The organism is Mycolicibacterium moriokaense (assembly GCF_010726085.1).
GTDB classification, from domain to species: Bacteria; Actinomycetota; Actinomycetes; order Mycobacteriales; family Mycobacteriaceae; genus Mycobacterium; species Mycobacterium moriokaense.
On sequence record NZ_AP022560.1, the window covers coordinates 3563098 to 3579047 of the forward strand.

Consider the following 15950-nt stretch of genomic DNA (forward strand, 5'->3'; position numbering starts at 1 on the left):
CAGACCCGGCCTCAGCGCAGCGCGGCGAGGTTCGACACCGACCGACGGACGTCGGACTCGAGCACCTTGGCAACCAGGTTGCCGATACGTGTGTTGAGCAGGCCGCCGGTGAGCTCGGCGGTGACCTGAAAAACAGAACCCGATTCGGCGTCGGGCGCGGCCCCCGGGACCTCCTTTACACACAGCCGCAGCGCGATGCAGACCGCCGGCTTACCGCGGCCGACCATCTCGATCGCCTTGGGCTCGTCGTAGCGGGTGACCCGCCAGTGGATGACATTGCGAAAACCCTTGACCTTGATCGCGGACGACACGGTGGTGCCGACCTCGACCTCGCTGGGCACCGGACTGCGCCACCCGCCGAAGATTGTCAGCCATTCGTCGAACCTGCTCAGATCCGACGCGAGCTGCCACGCCGCCTCCGGGCTGAGGTCAGACGACACCGAAACATCCACTGTGGCCATGGCAGTTCACTACCCGGACGTGCGCAGGCGGTAAACGAGTGATTGGATTTCGCCGACTGGACAGCGAACGGCTGCGAGACTGAACGAGCGAGCACCGTGTCCTCTCCCAGCACCCGGCCCACGACTGGCCCGGCGGTGGGTGTCTACGCGCCCTTCAGCGGATTCTTGCGGTTTTCGGCGTATGTGACGAAGGATTCCATTGTCGATATGTAAATTCGTTGCGGAATCACTTGCGAAGGTCGGCTTGATCGGCGATTGTTTATCCACAGGTTTGGGGGGTTTGTTCTGAGGAGGATCCGTTCTGACCGGCTCACACACCACCGCCGTAGATCAATCGACGGGCAACCACGGGACTGACCCTGCCAAGGGCGGCCCAGTCATCGAGATCGACCACGTCACCAAACGCTTCTCCGACTATGTCGCGGTGGCAGACGCGGACTTCTCCATCGCCGCGGGCGAGTTCTTCTCGCTGCTCGGTCCGTCCGGCTGCGGCAAGACGACCACGTTGCGGATGATCGCGGGCTTCGAGAGCCCGACCGCAGGCGCCATCCGCCTCGAAGGGGTCGACGTCTCGCGCGTGCCCCCGCACAAACGCAACGTCAACACGGTGTTCCAGCACTACGCGCTGTTCCCGCACATGTCGGTGTGGGACAACGTGGCCTATGGCCCGCGTAGCAAGAAGATGGACAAGGGCGAGGTTCGTAAGCGGGTCGACGAACTGTTGGAGGTCGTGCGGCTGACCGACTTCGCCGAGCGCAAGCCTGCCCAGCTGTCGGGTGGCCAGCAGCAGCGCGTCGCGCTGGCGCGCGCCCTCGTCAATTACCCCAGCGCGCTGCTGCTCGACGAACCGCTCGGCGCGCTCGATCTCAAACTGCGTCATGCGATGCAGTTCGAGCTCAAGCGCATCCAGCGCGAGGTCGGGATCACGTTCATCTATGTGACCCACGACCAGGAGGAAGCGCTGACGATGAGCGACCGGATCGCGGTCATGAACGCCGGCAACGTCGACCAGATCGGCTCGCCGACCGAGATCTACGATCGCCCGGCCACGGTGTTCGTCGCCAACTTCATCGGGCAGGCCAACCTGTGGGCCGGTCGGCAGACCGGGCGTGCCAACCGGGACTTCGTCGAGGTAGAGGTGCTCGGAACCACGTTGAAGGCCCGACCCGGTGACACCACGATCGAGCCGGGTGGCCACGCCACGCTGATGGTGCGACCAGAGCGCGTCCGGGTGTCGGTCGACGGCCCGACCGGCGACGTCGCGACGGTCAGCGCGACGGTCAAGGATCTGACCTTCCAAGGTCCGGTGGTGCGGCTGCTGCTGGCGGCACCCGACGATTCGACGATCATCGCCCATGTCGGCCCGGAGCAGGATCTGCCGATGCTGAGGCCGGGCGATTCTGTGCACGTGGCGTGGGCGCCCGATGCCTCACTGGTCCTTCCTGCGGCGGATATCCCCACCGCCGAAGACCTCGAAGAGATGCTCGACGACTCCTGATCGACCCGATCGTCTCGACCGCCTCCCCTCTTCCCCATCGACGAAAGGCACAGTCGCCATGTCCTCCAAGAACATCGACCTCGAGCTGGCAGCAAGACTCGCCGCCAACCGAACCTCCCGCCGCCGCTTCATCGGTGGCGGCGCCGCAGCCGCCGCCGCACTCGCTCTGGGCCCGTCCTTCCTCGCCGCCTGCGGTTCGAACGGCGGCGAATCGGGCGAAACCGCCGCGCAGACCGGCGGTCCCGCGACCGGCACCTTGCGGGTCTCGAACTGGCCGCTCTACATGGCTGACGGATTCGTCGCGGCCTTCCAGACCGCGACCGGCGTCACTGTCGACTACAAGGAAGACTTCAACGACAACGAGCAGTGGTTCGCCAAGGTCAAGGAGCCACTCTCGCGCAAACAGGACATCGGCGCCGACCTCGTGGTTCCCACCGAGTTCATGGGTGCGCGTGTCCATGGCCTGGGTTGGCTGAACGAGATCAGTGATGCCGGTGTGCCCAACCGCAAGAACCTGCGTAAGGACCTGCTCGAATCCAAGGTGGACCCCGGCCGAAAGTACCTCGCGCCCTACATGTCCGGTCTCGTCGGTATCGCCTACAACAAGGCCGCGACGGGCCGCGAGATCACCAAGATCGAGGATCTCTGGGATCCCGCGTTCAAGGGCAGGGTCAGTATGTTGTCCGATACGCAGGACGGGCTCGGCATGATCATGCTCTCCCAAGGGAATTCCCCCGAAGATCCGAGTACCGAGAGCGTGCAGAAGGCCGTCGACCTGATCCGGGAGCAGAAGGACAACGGCCAGATTCGACGGTTCACCGGCAACGACTACGCCGACGACCTTGCCTCCGGCAATGTGGCGATCGCCCAGGCGTATTCGGGTGACGTGGTGCAGCTGCAGGCCGATAATCCCGATCTGGAGTTCATCGTTCCGGAGTCGGGCGGCACGACGTTCATCGACACCATGGTGATTCCGTACACCACGAAGAACCAGCCTGCCGCCGAGGCGTGGATCAACTACATCTACGACCGGGCCAACTACGCCAAGCTCGTCGCGTTCACCCAGTTCGTTCCGGTGCTGTCCGATATGACCGAGGAACTCCGCAAGGTCGACCCCGCGGCGGCGGACAATCCGTTGATCAACCCGCCGCAGTCCACCCTGGACAACGTGAAGTCGTGGCCTGCGCTCACCGATGAGCAGACCCAGGAGTACAACACGCTGTACGCAGCAGTCACCGGCGGCTGATCGATGGCAGGTGTCGCCTCCAGCAGTCGGCAGCGGAGCAAGGTCGCTCCGTATTTGATGGTTCTGCCCGCGCTCGTATATCTCGGAATCTTCTTCGTCATACCGTTTTTCACCCTCGCGCGGACGTCGCTGTCGTCGTCGGGTGGGTCGGTGTATCTGCCGACGCTGACGTTCTCGTGGAACTTCCGCAACTATGTGGACGCGTTCAGCCACTACCAGGACCAGATCATCCGGTCCTTCACCTACGCCCTGGTGGCCACGGTGTTGTGTCTGGTGCTGGCGTTTCCGCTGGCGTACGTCATCGCGTTCAAGGCGGGTCGCTACAAGAACCTCATCCTCGGTTTGGTGATCCTGCCGTTCTTCGTGACGTTCCTGATCCGGACCATCGCGTGGAAGACGATCCTGGCGGACGAGGGCTGGGTGGTCGACGTGCTGGGCACCATCGGTCTGCTTCCTGAGGAGGGCAGGCTGCTGTCCACGAGTTGGGCGGTGATCGGCGGCCTCACCTACAACTGGATCATCTTCATGATCCTGCCGCTCTACGTCAGCCTGGAGAAGATCGATCCGCGGTTGATCGAGGCGTCCAAGGATCTCTACTCGTCCAACGTGCGCAGCTTCACGAAAGTCATTTTGCCGCTGTCGATGCCCGGTGTGCTGGCGGGCAGCATGCTCGTCTTCATCCCCGCCGTCGGTGACTTCATCAACGCCGACTATCTGGGGAGTACGCAGACCACGATGATCGGAAACGTCATCCAGAAACAGTTCCTCGTGGTCAAGGACTACCCAGCCGCGGCGGCGCTGAGCCTGGTGTTGATGCTCATCATTCTGGGCGGCGTGCTGCTGTATACGCGGGCGATGGGCACGGAGGATCTCGTATGACACTCGCTGCCATGGAGGCCACCACGAGTCCGACACCGGCGAAAAAGGTCAAGGGCAATCCACGGTGGGGCGACCTGCTGTTGCGGATCGTCGCCGGGTTGGTGTTGCTCTACCTGTTCCTGCCGATATTCGTCATCATCCTGTTCTCGTTCAACAAGCCGGCGGGCAAGTTCAACTACTCGTGGCAGGGTTTCACCCTGGAGAACTGGGCGAACCCGTTCAAGTACCCCGCCCTGACCGAGGCGCTCAAACTGAGCATCAACGTCGCGGCGGTGTCGACCGCGATCGCGCTGGTGCTGGGCACGTTGGTGGCCATCGCCCTGGTACGTCAACGCTGGCGGGGCCAGCGAGCCGTCGACACCTTCCTCATCCTTCCGCTCACCGCGCCGGAAGTCGTGATGGGTGCGGCGTTGTTGACGCTGTTCCTCGACTTCGGTTGGGCCGCAGGCTATACGACGATTCTGATCGCCCACATCGCGTTCGAGGTCAGCTTCATCGCAATGACGGTGCGTGCCCGGGTGCGAGGGTTCGACTGGACTCTGGAGGACGCGTCGCTGGACCTCGGTGCCAGCCCGCTGCGCACGTTCTTCAAAGTGACTCTGCCGCTGATCATTCCGGGCATCGTCGCGGCCGCGATGCTGTCGTTCGCACTCTCGCTGGACGACTTCATCATCACGTACTTCGTCAGCGGGTCGACGGTAACCTATCCGCTGTACGTGAACGCCGCCGTCAAGGCCGCGGTGCCACCGCAGATCAACGTGTTGGCCACTGCGATCCTGGTGATCAGTCTGCTCCTGCTCGCGGCGGGAACCCTGCTGCGCCGCAAGAGGTTCGAGGGCTGACTACAGCGTGACGGCCACCGTCACGCGGCCGGCGGCGTCGCGGTGGGCGACGGCATGGCCGGTGGGGTCCTGATCCCCCTCGAACTTCACGAGGGTGATCGGGGCACCGTCGCCGAGGAAGTTGCGCCACCACGTCTTGCTGTCGGGCGACATGACGTTGATGACTATCCCTTCGGGAGTGCGTCGGTAACCGATCGGCGTCTCGATGGTCTTGCCGGAACGTCGTCCGACATAGCGGATGTTGATCATGGCGCGTCGCACCAGCGGTCCGAGGACCGGCGCATCGATGAGCGCGCCGAACATCTTGTTCATGGGTCCGATTAACGGTGAATTGAAGAATCCACTTGCCATGGGCCCGAGGGTAGTCAGGAGTTGACCTCGGCGGGTACGGGCGCCTGCGTGCGCGCACCCCTGCGCGCCGCCCCGATCCCGGCGGCCACCACGAAGCCGATCCCGATGACCCCTGTGGCGCCGGGCATCTGATGCAACACGATGAGCCCGACGATCATCGCGAATGCCGGTTCGAGCGCCATCAGCGTCCCGAATGCGGCCGCGGTCAAGCGCCTCAACGCCAGTAGCTCGAGAGCGAACGGCACCACCGGCAACAGGATGGCCAGGCCGATGCCGATCAGCAGGATGTCGCGGGTCATCCGTTCGAACACCGCGGGACCGACCGTGGCGGTGGCCACGACCGCGGCGACCGGCATTGACACCGCGAGACCGTTGATGCCGGCCACCTGGTCACCGACGCGCTGGGTCAGCAGGATGTAGGTCGCCCAGCACACCGCCGCCCCCAGCGCGAACATGACGCCGATGGGATCGATGACGCCCGCCCACGGCTGGGTCAGCAGCACGACACCGAGTCCGGCCAGTCCCGGCCAGACGAACCGCTGCCTGCCCTTGCCATGTGCCACCGCGACGCCGAGGGGACCGAGGAACTCCAACGCGCTCGCCGTGCCGAGTGGAATGCGGTCGAGGGCCGCCATGAACAGCAGCGTGATGGCCGCGGTGACCACCCCGAGCACGACGCACATCGCGAAGCTGGATCTCGTGAAGGCGGCACGTTTGGGCCGCACGATCAGCAGCAGCAGAATTCCGGCCCACGCCAGCCGCAGCCACGCCGCTCCCTCGACACCGATGCGGTCGATCAGGGTCACCGCGATTGCAAGGCCGACTTGAACGCAGAGCATCGAGCCCATCGCCATGAAGGCCCCGGTGCGTGCCTGGTTCGTGATCACTCCTGCATTGAACGGGACCGACACCGTTCACGTCCACGTGATTTCACCTGATATATCGTTCATGAATCATGAACAATCGCGCCGGCCTGTCCGCTCGCCTTCCCACGGGTTCCCCAGGGGTTACATATCAACTTCCCAGGCTTCGTTTAGCTCGCTCTCAACCGGTGGACTTACGTTTGCTGTGTCACGCCAATGCCCTGACGAGCTGCGCCCCCGAAGGCTCGGAGGGGCTGCGGTGCGACCAGAAAGGTGGCCGTTTCCGGCCACCCCGGTTAGGCGGCACGCGAGCGCTACCCCCCATCGCTCGCGTGCCGCGCTTTCATTTCGCGGTGTCTGCTCGTCCGTCGTGAGCAATTCGCCAATGGACACCCGGCGGCTTTCACTTCTGCTTTCGCTCTCGCGCCTGGGCTCGATGCGGGCGGTGGCCGATGCCCACCACCTCACGACGTCGACGGTGTCACAGCAGATCGCCGCCCTCGCAAAGGAAGTCGGCGCGCAGCTGATCGAGCCGGACGGTCGCCGGGTCCGGCTCACGCCCGCGGGCGTACGGCTGGCGGACCACGCGGTGACGATCCTCGCGGCGATCGACAGTGCCCGCCTGGACCTCGATCCCGACGCCGAGCCGTCGGGCACTGTGCGGGTCGGCGGATTCGCCACCGGCATCCGGGTGTCGCTGCTTCCGGTCGTCGCTGACCTGGCCGAACGCTATCCGGATGTCCGCTTGGTCATCAGCGAGTACGAGCCCATCGAGGCCTTCGGTCTGCTCACCGACGACGATCTCGATCTGGCACTCACCTACGACTACAACCTCGCGCCGGCCTCACCCGGCCAGGTGCTACAGACCGAACCGCTCTGGTCGATCACATGGGGACTCGGTGTGCCGTCATCGTTTCCCGGCGGACCCGCTGACGTAGCGGCGTACGCGGAGCAGACGTGGATTGTCAACTCCCGCAACACAGCTGACGAAACCGCTGTGCGTACCTTGGCATCGCTTGCGGGCTTCACGCCGCGCATCGGGCATGAGATCGACAGCCTGGACCTTGTCGAGGACCTCATCACGGCCGGCTTCGGCGTCGGGTTGTTGCCCATCGGCAGGCCGACCGGACGAGGCGTCAAGGTGCTCCCACTGGCCCAACCCGAAGTGGTGCTGACCGCCTATGCGGTGACGCGCCGCGGACGCGCCGACTGGCCACCGCTGAGGGCGGTCCTGGACCGGATGCGCCCTCCGAGTGGCGTCCCACTCCCGCGTCGGCAGTGGCCGCGGCCTGAGGCCGAGGGTTAATCAGGCGGCGCCGCGCTGTCGCCGCGCACCGTTCCGGGTGCCTCATGGCACCTCCAGCCATTCGTAAGCAAAGCGAACGGTAAGGGTGACCTAAATGAGGTCAGACAATGACGCCCGTCACAGTCGACGGGGCGAATGCGTCACATGCGTTCAAAAATCCAGAGCCGCTGACGACGCACGAATCCGGCGTCGACGGTCGCGCCGTGGCCGGGTACGTAGCGGGCGTCGTCACCACCGAACGCCAGCAGCCGATCGAGAGTCGCCGGCCACGCCGCAGTGTCGGAATCGGTGTCGATGGCGGGGTCGCCGGATTCCTCGACCAGGTCGCCGCAGAACACGACGGTCTTATCGGCGCCCTCGACGACGGCGATGAGGTCGTGGTCGGTGTGGCCGCGGCCAGGATGGCTGACCGAGACGACGCGCTCGCCGAGATCGATGACGGCCGCATCCCCCACGCGATCGGGTGCGCGCAACGCAGCGATGGCGTTGTCAACCTCGCGCGGATTCGCGCCGAACCGCACCGCATCTGCGCGCAGCCAGTCCGCGCGGCCGGTCATCGTCGTCGCGACCGCGGGCGCGCAGTACACGGCGGCGCCGTCGAACGCCGCAGCTCCGAGCACGTGGTCGAAGTGATTGTGCGTCAGCACGATGTGGCTAACCTCGCGGCCCGCCAGCTCCTCGGCGTCGGCGCGGATCGCCGCCGCTTCGGTCAGGGTGGTCCCGGTGTCGACGAGCAACGCCCCTGCGTGGCTCCACGCCAATCCGATCGTGACGTCGAGGAACGGGAGACGGCAACGAGAAACGCCGTCCGCCAAGGACTCCCACTCAAAGTTCATTGACCCAGTGTGAGCGGCTGCGCGGCCTGATACCGCTCGAGCACGTGCGGGGTGGGATCGGCGGTGTATGTCACGGTGTCGCCGAACGACCATGCGGGCGGTGAATCAGCCTGTGACAGCGTCCATGCTGCCTGCCGGGCGGCGCCGAGTGCGACGTACTCAGCGGACGCCGGCACGTGCACCGGCTTTCCCAGCAGTGCAGGCGCGATCCGCCGGACCGCCTCTGACCGCGCTCCCCCGCCCACGAGGATGATGCGATTCACGTTGACGCCGTGGGCGTTGATCCTGTCGATGCAATACGCCATCGCACTAAGCAGGCCTTCGACGGTCGCGCGAGCGACATTAGCAGCACTGAGATTTCGTCCGGTCATCCCGTGCAGGGCGCCCGCGGCCTGGGGCAGGTTCGGCGACCGTTCACCGGCGAAATACGGCACCAGCGTGAGTCCGTCGGCCCCGGCCGGCGCCGAGAGGGCTAACCGGTCGAGTTCGTCGAAGTCGACCCCGAGCATCGAAGCGGCGGCAGCGAGCACCGGAGCGCCGTTCAGTGTGCAGACGAGCGATAGCTGTCGCCCGGTCGCGTCTGCGAAACCCGCCACGATGCCCTCCGGGTCGTGGGGTGCGACGTCTCCGACTGCGCTCACGACACCCGATGTGCCGAGCGAGATGATGCAGTCCCCCGGTTCTGCGCCCAGTCCCAGGGCGGCTCCCGCGTTGTCCCCCGCACCCGGTCCGAGCACCGCACCCGTCGACGTGCGCCCGGCTTCCTGCGACGGCTCGAGGACCGTGGGTACCTGCGGTCGTCGACCGCGCATCGCCATTTCGAGCAGGTCTAGGTGATAACTGCCGGACTCCGACGAGAAGTACCCGGTGCCGCTCGCGTCGCTGCGGTCGGTGCGCAGGTCGGCGATATCGTCCGAACCGCCTAGTCTCCAGGTCAGCCAGTCGTGCGGGAGGCAGACCGCCGCCGTCGCATCGGCGTGTGCGGGTTCATGATCGGCGAGCCAGCGCAGCTTCGCCGCGGTGATCGCCGCTACGGGCACCACGCCGACGCGTTTCGCCCACTCATCGGCTCCCAGCTCGGAAACCAGCGCGTCTGCGGCGACGCTTGAGCGAGTGTCGTTCCACAACAAGGCATCTCGCACGACGGCACCCGCCCTGTCCAGACACACCATGCCGTGCTGCTGTGCGCCTACGGACATGGCCGCCACGTCGTCGAGACCACCCGCGGCTTTAATCGCGGTCTGCAGTGCCGACCACCACCGCTGAGGATCGATCTCGGTGCCGTCGGGGTGCGGTGCGGTTGCCGACCGCACGATCGAGCCGGTGTCCGCGTCGCAGATGGCGACCTTGCACGACTGGGTTGACGAGTCGATGCCAGCGACCAGAGCCACGCAGCCGACGCTACGCCGATGAGGTTCGGGGGCACCACGTTGCTGGGTAGCACTCGGCCTGAACTGCCAATCAGGCACAGACGGCCTGCCACGGTGGGACAATGCGTTGTGGACAGCGAAAGCCCGCGCTGGGATGACGATCGCGGTGAGACGGAAGCTCAACGGCTGGACCGAAACTGGTCGAGTCTGCTGCAGGAGCTGCGGGTGGCCCAGACCGGCGTCCAGTTACTGACCGGCTTTCTTCTGATCCTGCCGTTCCAACCACGCTTCGCCGCACTCGACAGCGTCATGCGCATCGTCTACCTCGTGACCGTGGGTTGCTCGATCGGCGCGACCGTGTTGTTGGTCGCGCCGGCGAGCATGCACCGGGTGCTGTTTCGTAGGCACCGGCTGCGGACATTGGTGGTTGTTTCGCACAAGTACGCCATCGTCGGGACGATATTGCTCGGCGCGGCCCTCACCGGTGTCGCCGTCGTCATCTTCGACACCGTGGTCGGCAGGCCCGGTGCCTGGATCGCCGGCGGGTGCACGCTGGTTGCGCTCGTCGCGTTCTGGTACGCGCTGCCCTTGCGGGATAGGAACCTGCGCGATACGTCGTACTGACGTTTGTGACCTCGACGGCCGGGGAACTCCGCAGCCATGTTGATCCGACGTGTTGCCCGCCCGATGTTGTCAGCGGCCTTCATCGCCCGTGGCGTCGATACCCTGCGTAGTCCGAAACCGGCCGCCGACGCAGCGCGCCCCACCCTCGAGGGCCTGTCCAAGCTGCCCGATCCCGTCGGCACCAAGGTGCCCTCCGATGCCGAGACGGTCGCACGCGTGAACGCTGCCGTGCAGATCGGCGGCGGCCTGCTCCTCGCAACCGGCAAGCTGCCGCGGCTGGCATCGGCGGCGCTCGCGCTCAGTGTGGTGCCGGGCAGCCTTGGCGCACATGCTTTTTGGAATGAGTCCGACCCGCAGCGGAAGGCCGACGAACGTCGCGCCTTCCTTGCCGAGATCAGTCTCATCGGCGGGCTGATCATCGCTGCCGTGGACACCGAGGGCAAGCCGTCGCTGGGATGGCGTGGACGTCGCGCCGCACACAAGGTATCCGAGGCGGTCAGCGCCGCACTGCCGGTCGGCGCCGCAGCGGGCGGCAGTCTCGTCGACAGCGAACTCGCCGAAAAGGTCGGCCATGGCCTGCAGGTCGGTGCCGAACGTGGCCGGGAGCTGGCCCATGTCGCACGCGAACGCGGCGCCGAGCTCGCCGAGGTCGCTCGCGAACGGGCGCCGGAGGTGGCCGAGTTGGCACGCAAGCGCGGCGCCGAGATCGCCGACGTCGCACGCGAACGCGGACCGGAACTGGCGGAGTTGGCACGCAAGCGCGGCGCCGAGATCGTCGACGTGACGCGCGATCGTGGTTGGGAATGGGCCGATGCCGCGCGGCAGCGCGCACCGGAACTGGCCGACACCGCACGTGAGCGCGCAACAGATCTCGCCGATACGGCGCGCTCGGAAGCCAAGCGTCGCCGCCGCCGCTGGGGTTCGTGATCAGGGCGCGTCAAACTCCTTCTGAACTGCCGCGTCAGCGGTAGATTGACTCCACCATCCGCGCGGTCGGATCCGCCGACCGCGTAGACGCGAGGAGTCCAGATGACGACCAATCCCCAGCCTGGCCAATACGGTGAGCAGGGCGCCTACCCGACCGCAGGCGGTCAACAGCCCGGCGGGCTGCTGATTCGCTGGCTTGCCAGGATCATCGACGGCATTCTGGTCGCGATCGTCAGTTATGCCCTGATCTTCGCCACGGACACCTTGTCGAACTACTTCGTGACCGGGTTGTTCACCGGTCTGCTCACCTTCGTGTACTTTGTGGCCTTCGAGACCTCCATCGGTGCGACTCCGGGCAAGAAGCTGCTGGGCCTCAGCGTCCACGGACCCGGTGGCGCACCCAAGCCGACTGCGGCGCAATCGGCGATCCGTAACTCATGGACGCTGCTGCCGATCATCCCGTTCATCGGTGGCCTGCTCGGTGTCATCGCGATCGTCGTCATCGCGGTGACGATCAACGGCAGCGCGACCAAACAGGGCAAGCACGACGAGCTCGCGGGCGGCACGCAGGTCGTCAAGGGCTGACGCGGCGCGGGGTCAGACGAAGATCCCGAGCAGCAGCACCAACACCAGGCCGACGACCGACAGCACGGTCTCCATGAGCGACCACGACTTGATGGTCTGGCCGACGCTCATGCCGAAGTACTCCTTGACCAGCCAGAAGCCGGCGTCGTTCACGTGGGAGAAGAACACGGATCCCGCGCCGACCGCCAGCACGATCAAGGACACCTGACCGCTGCTCATACCCTCGACGAGCCCGAGCATCAATGCTGATGCGGTGATGGTCGCCACGGTCGCGGAACCCGTTGCGAGACGGATCAATACGGCGAGAATCCAGGCGAGCAGAATCGTCGAGACGCCGGTCGTTTTCGCCCAGTCGGCGAGCATCGTGCCGATGCCGGTGTCGACCAGCACCTGCTTGAAGCCACCGCCCGCGGCGACGATCAGGATGATGCCAGCCACCGGTGGAAGCGACGACTCGATGCACTTGACGATCTGATCGCGGGTCATCGCCGCACCGCGGCCCAGCGTGAAGATGCCGACGACGACGGCGATGAGAAGCGCTACCAGCGGGCGGCCGAGGAGGTCGAAGGTCTGGCGCACGACGTTGGTCTCATCGGCGATGAAGATGTCGGCGAGCGCCTTGCCCATCATCAGTGCGACAGGCAGCAGAACCGAGAACATGGTGATGGCGAAACTCGGCCGTTGTCGGGTGACCGTCTGGGTGGCGGTCGTCGTATCGCCCTCGGCGGATGCCACGGCCGTCGCGCCGCCGCCGTTGCGCGCGAAGTCGTCTGCGTCGAAGCGGTCCGGCACCTCGAGGACCACCCACTTGCCCGCCAGGCGCCCGAACAGTGGTCCGGCCACGATGACGGTCGGAATCGCCACTGCTACACCCATTGCCAGTGTGATACCCAGATCGGCACCGAGCAGGTCGATCGCGGTCAGCGGTCCCGGGTGCGGCGGCACCAGCCCGTGCATCGCGGAAAGACCGGCCAGGGCCGGGATTCCGACGGTGATCAGCGACAGCTGCGACCGCTTGGCGACCAAGTAGATGACCGGCATCAGCAGCACGAGACCGATCTCGAAGAACATCGGGAGCCCGATGATGGAGCCCACCAGTGCCATCGCCCACGGCAATGCCCGCGGCGAGGCATGTCCGACGATGGTGTCGACGATCTCGTCGGCGCCCCCTGAGTCTGCGAGTAGCTTGGCGAACATCGCGCCGAGCGCGATCAGAATGCCTACCCCCGCAGCGGTGGTGCCGAATCCGGAGCTGAACGAGTCGAATACGTCGGCGAGATTGTTCCAGCCCTGTGCGACGATCCCGACCGTGATCGCGCCGAAAATGAGCGCGAGAAACGGGTGCAGCTTGGCGACGGTGATCAGCACGACGATGAGCGCGATACCCGCCAGCGCCGCGACAATCAGCTGCCAACCGGCGGCAACAGGTTCGGCCAACTCGGGCTCGGCCGCCAGGACGGTGATCGCCGCCCCTATGTCTGAGGTCATCGGTTCTCCTGTTCGGTTGGGCGCGCGCCGGTTTGGGCTACTTGGGTTTCGACGTAGGTTTCGACGATGGAATCGATGCTCTGGTCGACATCGATTGTGATGCCGCGCTCGTCGTCGCCCAGCGGCTCGAGCGTCTCGAACTGAGAAGTGAGCAGGGATGCGGGCATGAAGTGGCCGGGACGGCTGGCCTGGCGTTTGGCGATGACGTCGGGAGTGCCACTGAGATGGAGGAACTCGACATCGTGGCAGTGGCGGCGAAGCTGGTCGCGGTACTTGCGCTTGAGCGCCGAGCAGCTCATCACACCGCCGGTGTGACACCGCTCGGCCAACCACTCCCCGATGGCTTCCAACCACGGATACCGGTCGTCGTCGTTGAGCGGTTCCCCGGCGGTCATCTTGGCGATGTTGGCGGGTGGATGAAAGTCGTCGGCGTCGGCGAACGGTACGCGCAGACGCTGCGCCAGCGCCGCTCCCACGGTCGATTTACCTGAGCCTGAGACGCCCATCGCGACGATTGGTGACGCCATCCCCTCCACCTACCCGGTTGTGCTTGACGTCACACAGCATGCCTCAATAATCATATGATTGCAAGAAGATTTCTAAATCATATGGTTTTAGTAATGCCAGCAAAGCTATGACAAGATGTATGAGTGGCGTCACACTCAAACGTCGGTGCACTGCACGGCAGTTTGCTCGAGGCGCTGGGCGCGGCCATCGTGTCCGGGGACTACTCCGCGGGGCAGGTCATCACGCTCGACGGAGTCAGCGCCGAATACAAGGTCTCGCGCAGCGTCGTCCGCGAGGCCGTGCGCGTGCTGGAGTCGATGGGCATGGTCGAGTCCCGGCGCCGGGTGGGCGTCACGGTCCAGCCCGCGACCAAGTGGAACGTCTTCGACCCCAGGTTGATTCGCTGGCGACTCGAGTCGGGCGACCGCGCCGCGCAATTGCTGTCGCTGTCGGAGCTACGCCGGGGATTCGAACCCGCCGCGGCGGCGCTTGCGGCGCGGCGCGCCGATCCCCATCAGTGCAGGCTCATGGCAGCGGCGGTCTCGGACATGGTGGTGCACGGCCGGTCCGGTGATCTCGAGGCATACCTGTTGGCGGACAAGCTGTTCCACCAGACCATGCTCGAGGCCAGCGGCAACGAGATGTTCCGTGCGCTCAACGGCGTGGTGGCCGAAGTGCTCACCGGCCGCACTCATCACGGGATGATGCCCACCACCCCCAATCCGGCGGCCATCGAGTTGCACGACGAGGTTGCGCGCGCCATCAGGTTGCGTGACGAAGCGGCCGCCGAGCGAGCGATGCGTGCAATCATCGACGAGGCGGCATCCGCTGTGAGCGAAGAGTTTTCGTAGTTTCGAGGAAAGGTTGATTGTGGGCAGGCAACCAATTCTGGCACGGCGCTTCTTCGATCGGCTCGAACCGGTGCACGCGGTGACGTATTTCGCGCCGGAGGCCCGTGCCGCGCTCGACGGGCTCGGCTTCCGTGGCTTTTGGATGGGCTACTTCGCGGCGCGGTCGGCGCCGATCGGCGTGGTGCCTGCGGAAGTCGTCACCGCGACGTTTTACAACTTCGCCGCCCAGCGGGTCGCGAAGGCGTTGCCTGCGGCGTGGGAGATCGTCTCCCCCGCCGATGCGCTGCGAGCCCGCGAACAATCGGCGGTGGAAGCGCTGCGCCGCTACGGCGTCGGCACTGACGATGACGTGGAGACGGCCGCGGAGCTGGCGGCCAAGGCGGCGCGTGGCGCTCCGCTGGATGGGCGCCCGTTATTCGCGGCCAACCTGGCGCTGAACTGGCCCGACGAACCGGTGGCCAAGCTGTGGCACGCGACGACATTGCTGCGCGAACAGCGCGGCGACGGGCATGTGGCCGTGTTGGCGTCGCTCGGGATCTCCGGCCGCGAGTCCAACGTCCTGCACGCGGCGGCGGGCAAGGTGCCCAAGGAGATGATCATGCGCAGCCGCGACTACGACGACGAACAATGGGCTCTCCACCGCGACCGACTCGTCGCGCGGGGGCTGCTCGACGACAACGACGAACTCACGGCGGCGGGACGCGAACTCAAACAGCGCATCGAGGACACCACCGACGAGCTGGCCCTCGGCGGGCTGGAGGCGCTCGACGACGGCGAGGTGGAGGCGTTGTTCCGCAGCTTGACGCCGATCACCCGGAAAGTGGTGGCCGCCGGCGATGTTCCCCAGTTCACGCCGATGGGCCTGGGTCGCGACGACCTGGACGACGACAGCTCGCATTTGTAGTGGTTTCGGCGTGCTCAGTCTCGCTGAGGGTGACCCAGCACGCCGAAATCACCCCTGATCGGGCACGCTTGGGGCCGTGATGGTGCTGAAATCGGTCGCCCTGTTCGTGCTGGCTGCGCTGCTGGAGATCGGCGGGGCGTGGCTCGTCTGGCAGGGCGTACGCGAACATCGCGGGCTGCTGTGGATCGGTGCCGGCATCATCGCGCTCGGCGGGTATGGATTCGTCGCGGCGTTTCAGCCCGACCCCCACTTCGGCAGGGTGCTGGCCGCATACGGCGGCGTGTTTATCGCCGGATCACTGGTCTGGGGCATGGTCGCCGACGGCTTCCGGCCCGACCGCTGGGACGTTGCAGGCGCAGTCGTCGCACTCCTCGGCGTCGCCCTGATCATGTACGCGCCGCGCTGACCCCGG

Annotated in this window: 18 protein-coding genes; 11 read left to right on the forward strand and 7 right to left on the reverse strand. The window is 65.8% G+C overall.

All coding sequences use genetic code 11. The features are described 5' to 3' along the window. Positions 1-11: 11 nt before the first annotated feature. A complete protein-coding gene (locus G6N43_RS17405; RefSeq protein ID WP_083151383.1) occupies positions 12-461 on the reverse strand; it encodes a type II toxin-antitoxin system Rv0910 family toxin in 450 nt (149 codons plus the stop codon). A 379-nt stretch (positions 462-840) separates the two neighbouring features. Here G6N43_RS17405 and G6N43_RS17410 point away from each other — a divergent pair, with 379 nt between their 5' ends. Genes G6N43_RS17410 through G6N43_RS17425 form a run of 4 tightly spaced genes read left to right on the forward strand, consistent with a single transcriptional unit; the run spans position 841 to position 4926 of the window. After that, on the forward strand, positions 841-1959 hold the full coding sequence (locus tag G6N43_RS17410; protein ID WP_083151380.1) for an ABC transporter ATP-binding protein: 1119 nt from the start codon (positions 841-843) through the stop codon (positions 1957-1959). A 58-nt stretch (positions 1960-2017) separates the two neighbouring features. Next, positions 2018-3205 carry a polyamine ABC transporter substrate-binding protein gene (locus G6N43_RS17415; protein ID WP_083151378.1) on the forward strand — a complete coding sequence of 396 codons (1188 nt, stop codon included), beginning with the start codon at positions 2018-2020 and terminating at the stop codon, positions 3203-3205. 3 nt (positions 3206-3208) lie between these two features. Next, a complete protein-coding gene (locus tag G6N43_RS17420) occupies positions 3209-4084 on the forward strand; it encodes an ABC transporter permease (protein WP_083151376.1) in 876 nt (291 codons plus the stop codon). After that, positions 4081-4926 carry an ABC transporter permease gene (locus tag G6N43_RS17425; RefSeq protein ID WP_083151374.1) on the forward strand — a complete coding sequence of 282 codons (846 nt, stop codon included), beginning with the start codon at positions 4081-4083 and terminating at the stop codon, positions 4924-4926. Before G6N43_RS17420 ends, G6N43_RS17425 begins: the two co-directional genes overlap by 4 nt. Here the strand turns inward: G6N43_RS17425 and G6N43_RS17430 are convergent, their stop codons facing one another. Both G6N43_RS17430 and G6N43_RS17435 read right to left on the reverse strand, forming a co-directional pair. Next, on the reverse strand, positions 4927-5277 hold the full coding sequence (locus G6N43_RS17430) for a hypothetical protein (RefSeq protein ID WP_083151372.1): 351 nt from the start codon (positions 5275-5277) through the stop codon (positions 4927-4929). It abuts the gene before it with no gap. Between the two features lie 14 nt (positions 5278-5291). Then, positions 5292-6164: an EamA family transporter gene (locus G6N43_RS17435; RefSeq protein WP_083151528.1), complete on the reverse strand. Its 873-nt coding sequence runs from the start codon at positions 6162-6164 to the stop codon at positions 5292-5294. Between the two features lie 361 nt (positions 6165-6525). Between G6N43_RS17435 and G6N43_RS17440 the strand changes: the two genes are divergently transcribed. Then, on the forward strand, positions 6526-7446 hold the full coding sequence (locus G6N43_RS17440) for a LysR family transcriptional regulator (RefSeq protein WP_083151370.1): 921 nt from the start codon (positions 6526-6528) through the stop codon (positions 7444-7446). Positions 7447-7586: 140 nt separating this feature from the next. On the opposite strand, the gene G6N43_RS17445 is transcribed toward G6N43_RS17440, so the two are convergent. Both G6N43_RS17445 and G6N43_RS17450 read right to left on the reverse strand, forming a co-directional pair. After that, the gene (locus G6N43_RS17445) at positions 7587-8282 is read right to left on the reverse strand and encodes an MBL fold metallo-hydrolase (RefSeq protein ID WP_083151368.1); all 696 of its coding nucleotides are present in this window, start codon (positions 8280-8282) and stop codon (positions 7587-7589) included. Next, positions 8279-9673, reverse strand: a complete 1395-nt coding sequence (locus G6N43_RS17450) for a xylulokinase (RefSeq protein WP_083151365.1) — start codon at positions 9671-9673, stop codon at positions 8279-8281. Before G6N43_RS17450 ends, G6N43_RS17445 begins: the two co-directional genes overlap by 4 nt. Positions 9674-9781: 108 nt before the next feature. On the opposite strand from G6N43_RS17450, the gene G6N43_RS17455 reads away from it, so the two are divergent. The 3 genes from G6N43_RS17455 (at position 9782) to G6N43_RS17465 (ending at position 11788) form a co-directional block, all read left to right on the forward strand. Continuing rightward, the gene (locus tag G6N43_RS17455; protein WP_083151362.1) at positions 9782-10276 is read left to right on the forward strand and encodes a DUF6328 family protein; all 495 of its coding nucleotides are present in this window, start codon (positions 9782-9784) and stop codon (positions 10274-10276) included. A gap of 36 nt (positions 10277-10312) precedes the next feature. Beyond that, the gene (locus G6N43_RS17460; protein WP_083151359.1) at positions 10313-11203 is read left to right on the forward strand and encodes a DoxX family protein; all 891 of its coding nucleotides are present in this window, start codon (positions 10313-10315) and stop codon (positions 11201-11203) included. A gap of 102 nt (positions 11204-11305) precedes the next feature. Beyond that, on the forward strand, positions 11306-11788 hold the full coding sequence (locus G6N43_RS17465; protein WP_083151356.1) for an RDD family protein: 483 nt from the start codon (positions 11306-11308) through the stop codon (positions 11786-11788). A gap of 12 nt (positions 11789-11800) precedes the next feature. On the opposite strand, the gene G6N43_RS17470 is transcribed toward G6N43_RS17465, so the two are convergent. Both G6N43_RS17470 and G6N43_RS17475 read right to left on the reverse strand, forming a co-directional pair. Beyond that, positions 11801-13276, reverse strand: a complete 1476-nt coding sequence (locus G6N43_RS17470; RefSeq protein WP_083151354.1) for a GntP family permease — start codon at positions 13274-13276, stop codon at positions 11801-11803. Next, positions 13273-13803, reverse strand: coding sequence for a gluconokinase (locus tag G6N43_RS17475; RefSeq protein ID WP_083151351.1), 531 nt, complete (start codon positions 13801-13803; stop codon positions 13273-13275). The genes G6N43_RS17470 and G6N43_RS17475 overlap by 4 nt, the downstream gene beginning before the upstream one ends. 123 nt (positions 13804-13926) lie before the next feature. Between G6N43_RS17475 and G6N43_RS17480 the strand changes: the two genes are divergently transcribed. The 3 genes from G6N43_RS17480 to G6N43_RS17490 all read left to right on the forward strand — a co-directional run bounded on the left by G6N43_RS17480 (position 13927) and on the right by G6N43_RS17490 (position 15944). Next, entirely contained in the window at positions 13927-14634 is a 708-nt protein-coding gene (locus G6N43_RS17480) for a FadR/GntR family transcriptional regulator (protein ID WP_083151348.1), read from the forward strand. A 19-nt stretch (positions 14635-14653) separates the two neighbouring features. Beyond that, on the forward strand, positions 14654-15538 hold the full coding sequence (locus tag G6N43_RS17485) for an SCO6745 family protein (RefSeq protein ID WP_083151346.1): 885 nt from the start codon (positions 14654-14656) through the stop codon (positions 15536-15538). Positions 15539-15617: 79 nt separating this feature from the next. Continuing rightward, positions 15618-15944 (forward strand): YnfA family protein, encoded by a 327-nt coding sequence (locus G6N43_RS17490; RefSeq protein WP_083151332.1) that lies wholly within the window; start codon positions 15618-15620, stop codon positions 15942-15944. Positions 15945-15950: the final 6 nt, after the last annotated feature.

Excerpts from the sequence above, each read along its gene's own strand:
- G6N43_RS17440 (WP_083151370.1), top strand. The coding sequence starts at position 6,526 with ATGGACACCCGGCGGCTTTCACTTCTGCTTTCGCTCTCGCGCCTGGGC.
- G6N43_RS17415 (WP_083151378.1), top strand. The coding sequence starts at position 2,018 with ATGTCCTCCAAGAACATCGACCTCGAGCTGGCAGCAAGACTCGCCGCC.
- G6N43_RS17465 (WP_083151356.1), top strand. The coding sequence starts at position 11,306 with ATGACGACCAATCCCCAGCCTGGCCAATACGGTGAGCAGGGCGCCTAC.
- G6N43_RS17475 (WP_083151351.1), bottom strand. The coding sequence starts at position 13,803 with ATGGCGTCACCAATCGTCGCGATGGGCGTCTCAGGCTCAGGTAAATCG.
- G6N43_RS17430 (WP_083151372.1), bottom strand. The coding sequence starts at position 5,277 with ATGGCAAGTGGATTCTTCAATTCACCGTTAATCGGACCCATGAACAAG.
- G6N43_RS17420 (WP_083151376.1), top strand. The coding sequence starts at position 3,209 with ATGGCAGGTGTCGCCTCCAGCAGTCGGCAGCGGAGCAAGGTCGCTCCG.
- G6N43_RS17460 (WP_083151359.1), top strand. The coding sequence starts at position 10,313 with ATGTTGATCCGACGTGTTGCCCGCCCGATGTTGTCAGCGGCCTTCATC.
- G6N43_RS17405 (WP_083151383.1), bottom strand. The coding sequence starts at position 461 with ATGGCCACAGTGGATGTTTCGGTGTCGTCTGACCTCAGCCCGGAGGCG.
- G6N43_RS17425 (WP_083151374.1), top strand. The coding sequence starts at position 4,081 with ATGACACTCGCTGCCATGGAGGCCACCACGAGTCCGACACCGGCGAAA.
- G6N43_RS17470 (WP_083151354.1), bottom strand. The coding sequence starts at position 13,276 with ATGACCTCAGACATAGGGGCGGCGATCACCGTCCTGGCGGCCGAGCCC.
- G6N43_RS17490 (WP_083151332.1), top strand. The coding sequence starts at position 15,618 with ATGGTGCTGAAATCGGTCGCCCTGTTCGTGCTGGCTGCGCTGCTGGAG.
- G6N43_RS17445 (WP_083151368.1), bottom strand. The coding sequence starts at position 8,282 with ATGAACTTTGAGTGGGAGTCCTTGGCGGACGGCGTTTCTCGTTGCCGT.